The sequence below is a fragment of the [Leptolyngbya] sp. PCC 7376 genome (assembly GCF_000316605.1).
Taxonomy (GTDB): Bacteria; Cyanobacteriota; Cyanobacteriia; order Cyanobacteriales; family MRBY01; genus MRBY01.
This window is the reverse complement of the sequence record NC_019683.1, coordinates 344,371-358,648: the sequence shown is the minus strand read 5'-3', so window position 1 is coordinate 358,648 and position 14,278 is coordinate 344,371. Positions and strand designations below refer to the sequence as shown.

At 44.9% G+C, this 14,278-nt stretch carries 8 protein-coding genes; 5 read left to right on the top strand and 3 right to left on the bottom strand.

Annotation, left to right across the window (positions count from 1 at the left end):
* Nucleotides 1–198: 198 nt before the first annotated feature.
* From LEPTO7376_RS01520 to LEPTO7376_RS01510, 3 genes are all read left to right on the top strand, one after another.
* The gene (locus LEPTO7376_RS01520; RefSeq protein ID WP_015132535.1) at nucleotides 199–1,320 is read left to right on the top strand and encodes a PAS domain-containing sensor histidine kinase; all 1,122 of its coding nucleotides are present in this window, start codon (nucleotides 199–201) and stop codon (nucleotides 1,318–1,320) included.
* 21 nt (nucleotides 1,321–1,341) lie between these two features.
* Nucleotides 1,342–3,165, top strand: coding sequence for a bifunctional diguanylate cyclase/phosphodiesterase (locus LEPTO7376_RS01515; RefSeq protein WP_015132534.1), 1,824 nt, complete (start codon nucleotides 1,342–1,344; stop codon nucleotides 3,163–3,165).
* A gap of 134 nt (nucleotides 3,166–3,299) precedes the next feature.
* Entirely contained in the window at nucleotides 3,300–4,190 is an 891-nt protein-coding gene (locus tag LEPTO7376_RS01510) for a S1 RNA-binding domain-containing protein (RefSeq protein WP_015132533.1), read from the top strand.
* Nucleotides 4,191–4,260: 70 nt separating this feature from the next.
* Here the strand turns inward: LEPTO7376_RS01510 and LEPTO7376_RS01505 are convergent, their stop codons facing one another.
* The 3 genes from LEPTO7376_RS01505 to LEPTO7376_RS01495 all read right to left on the bottom strand — a co-directional run bounded on the left by LEPTO7376_RS01505 (nucleotide 4,261) and on the right by LEPTO7376_RS01495 (nucleotide 10,635).
* Nucleotides 4,261–10,005, bottom strand: coding sequence for an alpha-2-macroglobulin (locus tag LEPTO7376_RS01505; protein WP_015132532.1), 5,745 nt, complete (start codon nucleotides 10,003–10,005; stop codon nucleotides 4,261–4,263).
* Between the two features lie 204 nt (nucleotides 10,006–10,209).
* Nucleotides 10,210–10,401, bottom strand: a complete 192-nt coding sequence (locus tag LEPTO7376_RS01500) for a hypothetical protein (RefSeq protein ID WP_015132531.1) — start codon at nucleotides 10,399–10,401, stop codon at nucleotides 10,210–10,212.
* A 54-nt stretch (nucleotides 10,402–10,455) separates the two neighbouring features.
* A complete protein-coding gene (locus LEPTO7376_RS01495; RefSeq protein WP_015132530.1) occupies nucleotides 10,456–10,635 on the bottom strand; it encodes a hypothetical protein in 180 nt (59 codons plus the stop codon).
* A 773-nt stretch (nucleotides 10,636–11,408) separates the two neighbouring features.
* Between LEPTO7376_RS01495 and fni the strand changes: the two genes are divergently transcribed.
* Together fni and sppA are read left to right on the top strand one after the other, a co-directional pair.
* The gene (fni, locus tag LEPTO7376_RS01490; RefSeq protein ID WP_015132529.1) at nucleotides 11,409–12,443 is read left to right on the top strand and encodes a type 2 isopentenyl-diphosphate Delta-isomerase; all 1,035 of its coding nucleotides are present in this window, start codon (nucleotides 11,409–11,411) and stop codon (nucleotides 12,441–12,443) included.
* Nucleotides 12,444–12,484: 41 nt separating this feature from the next.
* Entirely contained in the window at nucleotides 12,485–14,275 is a 1,791-nt protein-coding gene (gene sppA / locus LEPTO7376_RS01485) for a signal peptide peptidase SppA (RefSeq protein WP_015132528.1), read from the top strand.
* Nucleotides 14,276–14,278 lie beyond the last annotated feature (3 nt).

The following is a 14,278-nucleotide window of genomic DNA, read 5'->3' as shown; positions in this document are numbered from 1 at the left end:
TCAGCTGCTAAATACGTCAATTTACGCCATTTTGTGTATGGATCCTCTCGATCTCAAGCATCACAGCACACGAATTATGGTGGGTGATAGTTGAACATAAAGACTAATTTTGCCGATGACCATTCATCTTAATTTGATAAAACGCTCATTGATTTTTTACCGATATGGTGTCATCGCACCCTAAACGTCAGACACTCCATGCAATATAGTCAAGCCCTTATTAAAGCCCTTGGTGATGTTATTTACGAGCGTTGTCTTGAATCAGGACAAGTTAGTTGGCGCGGAGATTTTGAGAGAATCCTCGGCTATGATCCCCAAGAGATGGGCAACGATAATAAATTATGGTTAGAGCGTTTATATATTGAAGATAAAACTAGGGTTCTGACAGAGATTGCGAGTGCCTATGAACAGCATCGACCCTACAATGTTGAATACCGTTTTCGGCATCATGATCAGTCCTATATTTGGATTCAAGATCGAGGAGTTCCCTATCATGCGACTGGTGAGGATGGTTGCTCGATAGTGAAGGTTGTAGGTGTCATGCGTAATATTAGCGATCGCAAACAGGCAGAGCTAGAGATGAAAAATGCTTTGTCGCGAGAACGGGAATTAAATCAGCTAAAAACTCGATTTATTGATATTGCCTCTCACGAATTTCGTACACCCCTCACATCAATTTTGGGATTTACAGAGCTATTAGATCAGTATTCTCATAAGTTTAGTCGCGAGACTCAGCAGAAACATCTCAAGCGAATTCGTAGTGCGGCAGAGCGATTGCAAGAATTGGTGGATGATGTTCTATCGGTTAGCCGTGCGGATGCTGGAAATGTCAGTTTAGAGTTGTCGCCCCTCGATATTGAGTATTTGTGCCGTGATATTTTCCATGAGCTGAATGCAGCCTTTGTTGCCAAGTCAGAATTAGAACTTTGCCTTGACCCAATTTTTCTTGGCGATCGCCCCCTGCGTCCTGTAATTGACGCTCGCATTATTAGGCATATTTTGACGAATTTGTTGTCGAATGCACTGAAATATTCTCCTTCCCGAGAGATAGTCAAGTTAGAAGTTCACCACACGAAAAGACAAATTATTTTTATTGTCAGCGACCAGGGTATTGGTATTCCGGCTGCAGATCTACCTCATTTATTTGAGCCATTTCACCGAGCGACTAATGTTGGCAAAATTCCTGGTACAGGTTTGGGATTGCATATCGTAGAGCGATATGTGGAATTACATAATGGTGCGATCATGGTAACGAGCAGCGTGGATGCAGGTACGACTTTTCGGGTCACACTCCCATGTATTTTCGTTGAAGATGTTTAAGTACTTTTGAGGTAAGTCCCGATGGAGAACTCATCTTTGCCCACCCAAGACAATCAGCAGCCTACTGTTTTGGTCATAGAAGATGATGATTCTATTCGTGAACTGATTGTGACATTGTTATTGGCTGAGGATTATGACGTTCTTGAAGCTGAAAATGGTGAGCTTGGATTAGCTGTGGCGATCGCCACTCCCCCAGCCTTGATCGTGTGCGACATTATGTTGCCAGGGATCGATGGCTATGGCATCCTCAATAGTCTCCAATCTGATCCCAAAACTGAAACAATTCCCTTCCTTTTTCTGACTGCCCTTGGCACAAAAGACAATATTCGTCAGGGCATGAACCTCGGCGCAGATGATTACCTAACGAAACCCTTTACCACTGAAGAATTACTCGATGCGATCCAAGCTCGTCTCCGCAAACATCGGCTATGGCGCACCCATTTTCGACAAAAACAGCAGGGCAACAGCAAAAGTATTAACTATACGGTTACCCATGATCCGATTACCCAGCTTCCGAATCAGCTAGCCCTCCGTGATGATCTCAATCGCCTACTAAAACAGTGGCAGCAAGAAAATTTAGACCATGTGACTCAAGATTCTGACGATGCATGGGTTGTGCCAATCTTTTATTTAAGCGTTGATCGATTTGAACGTATTAATGAACTGTATGGCTATCATTTCGGCAATACAGTGTTGAAAAATATTGTGCGCTATTTAGTGGGAACCATCTCCGAAACGGATTATTTAGCCTGCATTAATTACACAGATTTTGTGCTCATTTCTCCGCCCACTCGTAATGCCCAGCCTGCGGATCTGAGCGCTATCGTGAACCAAATTCTACAGGCATTTACCCAGCCCATTACGGTAGAGTCGCGAAAAATTTTGATTAATTGGCATGTCGGTATAGTGACAATGCCCCAAGCAGAATATAACTTTGATCGCTATCTCAATCAGGCGAAGGAGGCGATGGATATTGCCCGAAATCAAGGTAAGCAGAATTACTATATCCACCGTCCAGAAGATAAACAGCGTGGCAAATCCTCAAAGCTCCTGCTGGATACAGATTTATATGAGGCACTCCACCGTGAGCAACTCGTTTTATACTATCAACCAAAAGTTGATACGAATACAGGGAAAATACTGGGTGCCGAAGCATTAATTCGTTGGCAACATCCAGAGTTTGGCCTAGTGCCACCCGTAAACTTTATTCCCCTCGCTGAAAAAAATGGTTTGATTAGTGGGATTGGTCAATGGGTTTTTGAAGCAGCTTGTCGCCAATTGCAACAATGGCATGAACAGGATCTACCGCCAATTCGTTTAGCGATTAATCTATCGGGACGGCAATTTTACCAACCAAATCTCGCGCATAATTTGGCCGAGATTTTAGACTGTTATCATATCTCTGCAAATCAAATCGAGCTGGAAGTCACTGAAACGATTTTGATCTCTGACGTCGAACTGGCGATCGCCAATCTCCAGTCCCTAAAAGACCAAGGCTTTCCCATTGCAATTGATGACTTTGGCACAGGCTATTCTTCCCTAAGCTATCTCCAAAATTTCCCCTTTGACATTCTTAAAATCGACCGTTGCTTTGTCCGAAATATCATGCGGAATGTGACCAACTCCACCATCGTTAAACACATTATTATGATGGCAAAACAGCTAGAGTTAACGACTGTTGCTGAGGGCGTTGAGAGCGCAGCCGAATTTGAATTCCTAAAAGCCCATCACTGTAATGAAATTCAAGGCTATTTATTTAGTCCGCCTGTCGATATCGCGACCTTTAATCAAATGCTGAGAGATGATCCAAACTTCCTTGAACGCTTAAAACTTCATACCCAATAAGTGCCTGATTATATTACCCATTCCACAAAAATCTTTCCATAGGTTAATTCCCCTCTAGGCAGACAATAAAAGCTGCGGAGTACGATAGGATTAAGCCTATTCATATCAAAAATTTCGCACAGCTTAATCCAGCAATGACTTCAGATAATCCTTCAATTGCTTTCTCAATGGACGATTTCGCAGATGCCCTCGGTGAGCATGAATATCACTTCGAGCAAGGGCAAACTGTTAAAGGGAAAGTAGTTGAGCAAACTTCAGACGGCGTATTTATTGACATTAAAGGGAAATCTCCTGGCTTTGTCCCCACTGGAGAAGCACTCCTTGCTGGAGAAACGGATCTTCAAGAAGTTTTGCCTATGGGTGAAGAAAGAGAATTTTTGATTATTCGTGAACAAAACGCTGATGGTCAGGTTACTCTCTCCCGCCGTAAGCTCGAAGAAAAACGTATTTGGGAAGAGTTAGCACAGGCCGCTGAATCTGGAAGCTCTGTGCAAATTAGGATTACCGGCAGTAACCGTGGTGGCGTCACTGGCGATGTGAAAGGATTACGAGGTTTTGTGCCAAACTCTCACCTCGTGGATAAAAATGTTGAAGCGCTGATGGGTCAGGTGCTGACCGTCAATTTTCTTGAGCTTGATCAAGAACGACGTAAATTAGTGCTTTCTCAACGCCATGCTGCCCAAGTAGAAATTATGCGGAAGCTGTCGATTGGGGCATTGGTCACAGGTAAGATTGCCAACATTAAGCCTTACGGTGTGTTTGTCGAACTAGATGGCATGACTGGATTACTACACCGTAGTCAAATCAGTGATAAGCAGGTCCCTCAGCTTGAGGACTTGTTTCAGGTTGGTCAGGAAGTTCGCGTTCTCATTACTGATGTTGAGGAGAGTTCGAAGCGTATTTCTCTTTCTCTCAAGGCTCTCGAAAAATTCCCTGGTGAGGTAATTGAGCAGTTTGATGAGCTACAGGCTGATGCTGATGGACGGGTTGAGTCTGCTCTGAAAAAGCTCAACATTGTCGTCTAAAAACGAAAGATGATTCAAAAATAAATATTGATCCCCCTAAATCCTCCTTATGAAAGGGGGACTTTTTTTGTTATTTGACTTGAAGTTGGGAGGATGTACTACGTCCGAAAGTTTCGGGGTTGTACTGGAGGGAGACTTCGGCGCCAGGATAGTCGAAGTTGCCAGGTGTCACGGCTCTCACAAGATAGTGCAGGTTATAAACGCCAGCATCTAGGCGATCGCCATAAGCTATGACTTTATCTTTGTAGATTTTTTGATAATCAAGTTGCCAACTGTCTTGTTGAGGTTGGTAATAGGTGGTGGCAGTTTGGAAATCGGTATTAATAGCCTCAAATCCGGCGGGTAGAGGATCACTAATCAACACATGGTCAACAGGGTGATCAGTGATAATTTCGAGACCAATATCGAAGACTTCGCCAGCACCCACGGTGAAAGGTTCCTTGAGATCGTAGAGTCCATATTTACGAATCACTTCTGTTTTATTGGCAAGTCGGATATTGCGGGTAATGCGCATACCATTAAGTTTGCCCGGTTGGTTTCCTGTGAGCCGATACTCAAATTCGCTCAGGTAATGGAGTTTGCCATCGCCTTCTTTCTTGATAATCAGTTGGCGATCGCCCTTCGGGAGATCTTCCATCGGCACATTGAGAGTGGCACTGGGTTGTGTGTAGCCCCAGAATTCAAAGTCAGCCAGCTTTTTGCGGTCAAGTTTAACCGTGCTATCGAGGTTTGGCGGGGTGCTTTCAGTATTGCTATAGCGGGTTAGGGCCGTCAGAGCTTGGGCATTATCATAGCTAGTCTGCCATGTGCCATCGCGCCGTTGGTCGAGTAATCCTTGTAAGACTTGACTGACGGTCTCTGGAGTTTCGCTGAGTTCGACAAAGAGTTGCAGGGCTTGGGCTTGGGCGGTGGTATTGGAGTGATACCAGTACCAGCGTTGGGGCAAATTAATTTGGGCAGTGCGTCCAGTTTGATAAATTAGTTCACCCACATCGGTGGCGATCGCCTGAGCTTGGGTTTGCCAATCGGGGAGTTTCGCTAAATGACGAGCCAGTTTAATTTTGCCGACGGTATCAAATTCCTCGCGAGCATCATACAAGTCTGACGCAAAATCACCCCGCACGTTTTTAAACTGATCTAGTGCAACCAAGTTCCCCAGACGAACAGTGTCTTTGCAACTTGTGGATTCGCAAACGCTAAATTGGGTTGGGTTAGCCAACGTTTGGTCGAGGTAGGTTTGCAAACGATTGACCATATCCGCTGGTACGCTGAGCTTCGCTTGTTCGGCAAGGGCAATCGCCTCAGCAGCATAGGGATTGACATAGGGATCTGGTGTTTCATCACCAGGGAAAGACGCAAATCCACCGCTGGGCAATTGCAACTGCGCTAAATCCTCCAGAGCTTGCTTTGCTTCCGTTTTGATATCAAAGTTTTCAAAAGTTTGACCATAACGTTCTTTCAAAATGGCAATATTTGCGGCGATGGTAAGACGGCTCGCGGTAGGTTCGAGGAATGGGAAATCATCGTTATAAAAGGTTTGGCGGGCGGGTGCGGTCAATTCAGGAATTAAGGTACTCGCCAAAGTCAAGGTTAATCCCCCTTGATCACGCACCATATCACCGTCAATCTTTAGTGGGATGATCGCTTTGTCTTCCGTCAAAATTCCTGTGGTGATCGCCTGTTCTCTGACAGAAAGCTGCTTCACTTCAAGGGGCACTTCAAAAGCATCGGCATCTCGACCTTTTTGGGTGGTGAATTTAAAAGTGGCAGTGCCAGCTTTCGTGGCAACGACCGAAATTCTAAAGGCTTCAGAGTTATTGCCGATATCTTCTTTGAGAGTTTGACGTTGCTTGCGACCCTTCGCAAATTCCATCGCACCATTCACTTCCGCTTGGATTTGCACCTTACCTTTGCTACCCGTTGTATTCGTGACTAATACACCTCCTTCGAGGCGATCGCCCACCCGCGCAAATTGTGGCAACACAGGATTCGTGAGAAGTGGTTGAGTGGCAATGAAATCGGCTTCGGCATTACCAAAACGGGTTTGTTCATCAGTCGCTACCGCCAAAACTCGCCATGTGGTCAGGTCGTCCGGCAGCGTAAATTTCACTTCGGCTAAACCCTGAGCATTCGTTAGCACTGAACCGTTGTAATAGGCGATCGCCCGAAAATCTGTGCGAGTGCGTGTATTGGCTAAAGCTGATGATGCACCACCGCCATAACCCCAGCCTTTTTGCTCAGATTTATCGAGGGGGGCAATGCTGACATTCGGACGATTATCAGCCCAACGAGTGGTAATCGGTTGATAGCGATAAACCTCGTCGAGCAGATTTGGCGGACGGTAACCATTGAGTTGCAAAATGGCATCGTTCACCACCATCACTGTCACTTGTCCCGCAACAGCTTGACCCTGCTGATCTTTGAGTTCGAGCTGTAATGTTTGCTCTGCTCCAGGTGTGATTTTCTCCTGTTGAGGCTTAACGTCAACGGTTAACTCTTTCGTTTTGAGGTCAGTTTTAAAATCCGTAAAGCCAATTTTCATCAGCTTATCAACACCATTTTTGCGTGCTTCTTCGAGGGATTCTCCTTGCCGTACCAACACCGCTTCCACCGCTGCATTGGGCATCATATCGGACGTCACTGTAAAATTCACCGTCGGCGCTGCCCCGGAGACGGTTTGCTTCGTTTCATAAATTACACCGTGGCGAATCACAGAAAAATATAATTCGGCTTTTTGATAAGGAGACTGAATTAAAGCCGTTGCAGTGTCGCCAATGCCGTAATTCTTTTTATCGAGGGTCACCTCAATACGGTTATTGTCGAAGCGATCGCCCCAACTAAACCAATCGCCGCCACTCACCCAAATAAAACTATCTGTTGCCGCAGCTTCCTCCTGACCTTTGATTAGTGCATGGATGCGGTAGGAACCACTGTCGGGCGAGGTGAGATCGAAAGTAATCGGTTCGAGGGTTGACTTAACGGTTTCGGTGTCGACTGTTTCATAATCCACCTGGGGACGATTGACGCGACTGCCTTCAATAATTTGCGTGACGCGACTGTAATTGACCTTTTGCAGTTCAACTTTGACCGTTTGTCCAGAGATGGGTTGCCCTTCAGGATCAGTGACTAGCAGTCTAGTATTAAAAGGTTTTTCGGCTGCCGCGACAAAATCATGGCTTAAACCAATCAGGCGATCGCTGGGTAAAGCAGTAAAAACTTGAGTATTGGATACCGACAGATTTGCAGCATCGGTAACGGAGGCTTCGACGCGATAGGTGACGGGATAGGGCAAATCATTATCGACTTGAATTTCTTGAGAGCCTTGGCCTGCATCATCTAATTTTTTCTCTGTTTGCAACACGTCACTGCCGATAGATGGCTCTGATTCTGACCAATGCCATTGCCGCCCAAAGGTAAATTCATCCCACGCATCTGGTCGATAAAAGCCCCGCATCCGCGTTACAAAGTAATTCACCTTGCTATTGCTCACCGGCGCACCAAACAGATAAGTCCCCGTGGTTTTCGCAGTGAGGCGATCACCCATCTGGACAAACTTTTTACTAAGCCCGAGATCTACTTTGAAATTCGGGGGACGAAACTCCGCCACTCGGAAATTGCCATAAATGCTGTTGCCATTGCTTGCTTCGGCGCGGAGATAATAACTGCCTAAATCTTGATTTTCTGGGACATCCCATTCCACTGAAAACGTTCCAAATTTATTGGTTTGGTAGGTGTCGAGGGTCGTTTCTTTGCCTTCGGGATCGCTCACAATCACTTTGTAACTTTGGTTGATATCGCGACGCAGCTTACCGTTTTTGAGATAATAGGCAACGCCTGTAAAGTAAGCTTTTTCGCCAGGTTGGTAGAGTTGGCGATCGCTGAAAATTGTGCCACGACTTTGGGTTTCACCTGTATCCCAGCTTGCATAAACGCCATAGCCATAACCGCCGCTATATTCATGGGTTCTGACAAATGCCCAATCAGTATTCTCCTTTGCCACTACCAATAATTTGGGCCCATATTCCTGACCTCGTAAACATCGCTGCCATTCGCCGCCAGAAAGAATTAAATTCCCATCAGCGTCTGTTTTGCCTGTGGCACAAGCGCTGGGATTACCGCGTGTTTTACTCTCTAATTTCGATTGATAAATTTGAATTTCTGCATTGGCAACGGCTTTTCCTGTGTCGAGATGATGTACCCGTACAATGCCTGATTCTGGGAACCACTGGGCAAAAACGCCCAAATTAGTGAGTTGCACCATGCCGTAAAATTCCGGCGATCGCCACTGTTGTTTCCCATCTTGGAGATATTGATTAGCTTTTGCTTTTACCCCATAGGCCAGCATTCCAGTATCTTTTCCTAATTTTTCGCGAATGGGAATTGGCGTTTTGATAAGGGTGTTTTTTGTTTGCTCCACTGGCTGACTTTTCCAAGTGGATTTTGCAGGGGCGAGATCTGTGCTATTGCCCGCAGGATAGGGATTTTCGGCATAAACCAAATCGGTAGGCTGCACAGTGCGATAGCCAATGTCAAAACTTTGGTCAGGCAGATTAATCGTTTCGACATCAAGGCTTAAATCAGTGCCAGCGGGAAAAATATGAAAGCTCTGTTGCGCCCAAATATCCCCAGCTACATTGCCTGTATTGAATTTAATTTCCTTCGCAGTGCCAAGGGTTTGTCCAAACTCATCCTCTAAATTTTTGCCGAGGGCCACTGTATATTCTGTGGCTGGCTCCAGCACCCAAGGATTAATTTCTACCGAATGGCTGCCATTGTAAGCTCGCAGAAATAAATCATCGTCTTTAACTGGTTTCGGACTAATCGAAATATTGGCGATCGCCGAATCCGCGTTAATACCATTATTGAAATAGAGATAAGGACTACCCTGCTCAAATCGCCCGAATGCTTTTCCTGCACCGGGTTCCCCATAAAATTCCATCCGTTCATAGCGTAGAGGTTCATAGGTTTGGAAATGGGACGTGATCGCCTTGTCCAGCGGCAAATTTCCCTGTAGCGGCCGTAAACCTGGTTGCGCTTCAAACCGATAGTGGGAGGCTTTATTTAACGATTTTTTCGGTTTGACTAGATAATGCCATTGCTCCTGATCCGGCTGAAATTGCCCTTGGGTCACTTCATCACTCGTTTCCAAATTTAGCGTTGAAGCAACAACCTGACTTTCATCGTCATCGTTTACGAATAGGAGGCGATCGCCAGCAATATCGAGATCGAGAGGAATATTGCTAGTAAGACGACTTTCAACCTGTAAATCTAAAGGCGCAGAACTATCATCTAATTGATTTGGCGTACCCGGTAGACCCGACAACTTGATTTGTTCTGTTTCAAAAGTCCACTTCACATCCTGCGTCAGTTCGTGAGCTTCAAGATCCGCTAAACCAGCCTGCATCGTGACCTGAAAACGAGTGGCTTTAGGTAATGGCTGATCGGCTTGAAACCCAATCATTTTGGGCGTGAGAAAACGAAATTGCCCAGGGATGGGCGGAATTACCTGAAATTTTTTGAGAATTTCTTTTTGTTGAGGCGTATCAATGCGCTCAACAGGGATGAGGGGATGCTTAAAGAGCACTCGAATCTGGGCCAAACTTTCCGTGGCTCCCTTCGGACTAATCGACTCAATCCAGTCCGGTAATTCTGGTGTGGGTAATGAGTCTACGTGCGGGAAAACAATAGGCTTATCGGTCACCTGTACCTGATTGACCGAGGTCGTATTTTGGCAACCCGCTAGTCCTGTCACAATCAGGGAAACCGTCATCACAAAAAGCAGGACATATTTCCAAATACGACGACGAAAACCCATAAACTTCCCCACACTCTATTTTCTGTAATAACGGATTGCTAAGGGGGTTTACATTTTTTTCTATATTTCTTAAACACTACAATCAAGATGCCGTTGCCTTGGCGATCGCCCTATCCCTACGCATTTTGGCGGATAGAGCTCACTAAAAAAAGACCTTCCACACTGGAAGGTCTGCATCATACATAGGGAAAGTTGCAATTAAAGCTATTGCTTGGTGCTCGCTGTGCTCTGTACTGCATTGCTTTGCTGACCTTGAGCTCGGGACGTGAATGCACTGCTGATCTCCAATCTCTGCTTTGATTTATCTGCTTTCGTCGCTTGAACGAGATTTGCAGCTTGATCAATCGGGATGGGCTCGTAGGAAAAAGTTAGACCGTTAAAAGATAGTTCTGCCATAGCTATATTACGAGAGTATTGTTACTTGAAAGAAATAAAAAATAGGCGATCGCATTAAGCCAGCGCTCTAAAATCCACGTCACCAATAATTAACTCATCAAGTAAAGCCTCTAAAGCCTGAATATCCGCCTCATCAAAATCTACAAGACATAGCGATTCTTCCAGGAGTTTTGGCATCTCTGGCGCGTTAACTTGGTCATGAGTGGTTATGTTAATGGTCGTTTGAGAAGCCATAAATGAATACCGTAAAAAGGCGTAAATTTGAACAAAAAAGTATGATGGATATCCGAAAAACACGATTAATAAATGCATTTTTTGCACTGAAGCACTGAATCTTTAGTTTTAGGTGAAAACGCCTAGAGAGATTCTGGGGTATGGATACGGATATATCCCGATTGCACAAAGCTTTGATTGATTAAAAGCCAGCAACACAAGTGTTTTTTCTCGAAAAAAGAAAGAAATTACGGCAAAAAAATAGAAAGATACTGCTCAAAAAAGAACGAAAATTTCCTTTGTCTTCTGTGCCAATAGTATCGTATTTACACAATGAAAAATCTGTGACCATACGCCAAATTGCGGATGTCTATGATCAATAAAAATCGTGAGTGAAATCCTGAAAAATTCTAATTTAAATCAATTGATTATGTGATTTGAGTCACAAGAAATTGTCAGCAAACTAAGTCTTTGTTTGTGAAAAATAAGATACAAAAATGCTGAGCATATAAAAAATCCCCACACGTCTCAATCTTTGACGTCCGGGGATCTGGTGCAACAATTTCTTTCTTAGTCTTATTCTCCAATATCGACCATGAAAATGGCATGGGTGGATTCCCGCAAAAGATATATCGTTTCTGTGAAGGGCGATCGCCATAACAAGATCTTTTATGAGGATTCGATATATTTTTACGTAATTACCCAGATGATTTAAACATTGCAATAGGTGACTGAACCTCAGGAATGCAAGGTGGTTTCTGTACAATTCTCTAAGCTCAACCTTCGCAATCCCAATGACCGATAACACCCAAGTTCGTAAAGCTGACCATATCCGCATTTGTCTCGAAGAAGATGTTCAATTTCGCCGCAACACCACAGGCTTTGAACGTTATCGGTTTGAGCATTGTTGTTTGCCAGAGCTGGATCGGGCTGAGCTGGATTTGCGCACCTGTTTTCTGAATCGGCAGTTGGGTGCACCTATTTTGATTTCCTCAATGACTGGCGGTACGAAAAAGGCACAGGAGATTAATTTCCGTCTTGCAGAACTGGCTCAAACTTATCGATTAGCTATGGGCGTGGGTTCTCAGCGGGTAGCTATCGAAAAACCAGAAGTGGCGAAAACCTTTGCGATCCGTCAAAAAGCACCTGATGCATTACTCTTTGCCAATGTTGGTGCCGTGCAACTCAATTATGGTTATGGCATTGAGGAATGTCGTCGCATGGTGGATCTGTTGGAGGCAGATGCGCTGATTTTGCATATTAATCCTCTCCAAGAATGTATTCAGCCCAATGGCGATATTAACTTTAAAGATCTGCTAAATAAAATTGAGCAGGTTTGTCGTCAGCTTGAAGTACCAGTAATTGCAAAGGAAGTGGGCAATGGTATTTCCGTCAAAATGGTGCAAAAACTTCAAGATGTTGGTATTACAGCAATTGATGTGGCGGGGGCTGGCGGCACGTCTTGGGCAAAAGTAGAGAGTGAGCGATCGCCAAATAAAATGCTCCGACAACTAGGTCAAACCTTTGGCGACTGGGGTATTCCAACGGCAGAATGTGTGGCAGGGATTGCCCATTATGATCCAGAAATTCCTCTAATTGCTTCTGGTGGTTTGCGCAATGGACTAGACGCGGCTAAGGCGATCGCCCTCGGTGCAGATTTAGCTGGATTTGCCTATCCTTTCTTAAAGGCTGCGACAGAATCGCCCCAAGCCCTTGAAGAATTGCTACAACTGTTAATAGCGGAGCTGACCACAGTCTTGTTTTGTACAGGCAATGCAAATTTTGCCCAACTCCAACAGTCCCGGTGCTTGCAGAAACTTGCGAGCTAGCCTGCTACCGTTTGCCCTATCTTCATTTTTTGCCTGTCAGCATGAAAGATTTTTTTAAACAAATTTTCAGTAGTTGTTTGGGGACAATGCTTGCCCTTGGTCTACTGTCCACCCTCTCGATTACGGCATTTGTTGCCCTGATTGCATTATTTTCGTCCCAAGATTCCACCAGTTATGTTGAAGACGAATCAATTTTGGTGTTTGACAGCAGTTTAATTATTCAAGATCGCCAGCCATCGAGCAGTGTGGGAGATGTCCTCGTCGGTGATATTCCTAATGTGATGAGTCTACGGGACGTCACGAAAACTATTCGAGCAGCGGCGGAGGATGCGAAAATCACTGGCCTCTTTATTGATGGTCGTATGGATGGCTTTAATGGCTATGCCACGCTAAAAGAAGTGAGACAGGCGCTCAAGGCATTTAAAGAAGCGGGAAAAAAAATCTATGCCTATGATGTCAATCTCACCGAGCGGGAATTTTATCTAACCTCCCTGGCAGACGAAATTTGGCTAAATCCCATTGGTGCGATGGAGATCAATGGCTTTGGTGCAGAGCAAATGTTTTGGACAGGAGCCTTAGAAAAATATGGCATTGGTGTGCAAGTGGTGCGAGTCGGTTCCTATAAAGGGGCGGTGGAACCTTTTACATTGAAGGAGTTTAGTCCAGAAAATCGTGAACAAACCCAAGCATTTCTCGGAGATCTCTGGTCTGAGTTTAAAAACACCACGGCAGGCGATCGCCCCTTCGATGCAAATGCTTTGCAGACGATTGCTAATAACCAAGGCATTATCGAGCCAGAGGCCGCAAAATCCGCAGAACTGGTGACTCGATTAGCTTATTTTGATGAAATTCTTGCTGAGCTCAAAACCTTTACAGGGACGGATGAAGATGAAGATTTACCGCAAATTTCCCTGACTGCCTATCGAGATAAGCTTGCTTTGGAAGATTTTGGAGAATTTTCCGACAATATTGTCGCAGTCGTTTATGCAGAAGGCGGCATTGTTGGCGGTGAAGGAACACCCACTTCTATTGGTGGTGATTCTCTCTCGCGGGAATTGCGGCAGTTACGTTTTGACGACCAAGTAAAAGCCTTGGTTCTCCGCATTAATAGTCCTGGTGGTAGTGCGATCGCCTCAGATATTATTCTGCGGGAATTGAAATTAATTCGTGAAGCAGGCATTCCAGTGATTGTCTCGATGGGCGACATTGCAGCATCGGGAGGCTACTGGATTGCGACCGAAAGTGACTATATTTTTGCCCATAACAACACAATTACAGGTTCGATTGGCGTCTTTGGGTTACTGCCAAATATCCAAAAGATCGGTAATGATAACGGCTTTACCTGGGATACCGTCCAAACAGGAGATTTAGCGACCTTGGGCTCTGGTTCCCGCCCGAAAACGGAAAAAGAATTAGCGATTTTCCAAGGGTTTGTGAACGATATTTATGATGATTTTCTCGAAAGAGTGGCGCAGTCGCGAGGATTAACAAAAGACGAGGTAAACAAAATTGCCCAGGGTCGAGTATGGTCTGGGGAAGATGCCAAAAATATTAAGCTCGTTGATGAAATTGGTGGTCTAGATGCGGCGATCGCCCATGCGGTTAAAGTTGCGGAATTGGGGGATGACTATTCGGTTGGTGAATATCCATTGCAACAAACTTGGGAAGAAGAACTTCTCGAAAATCTTTTCGGCAATCAGGATGCTTTCCTCGGTGATGATGTCGTCACCCAAGAATGGCAAAAATTTCAAGAAGGTTTAGAACTGTGGCGATCGCTCAATGATCCCAAACAAGTTTATGCGATTTTCCCATGGCAAATGGATATTGACTAAGCT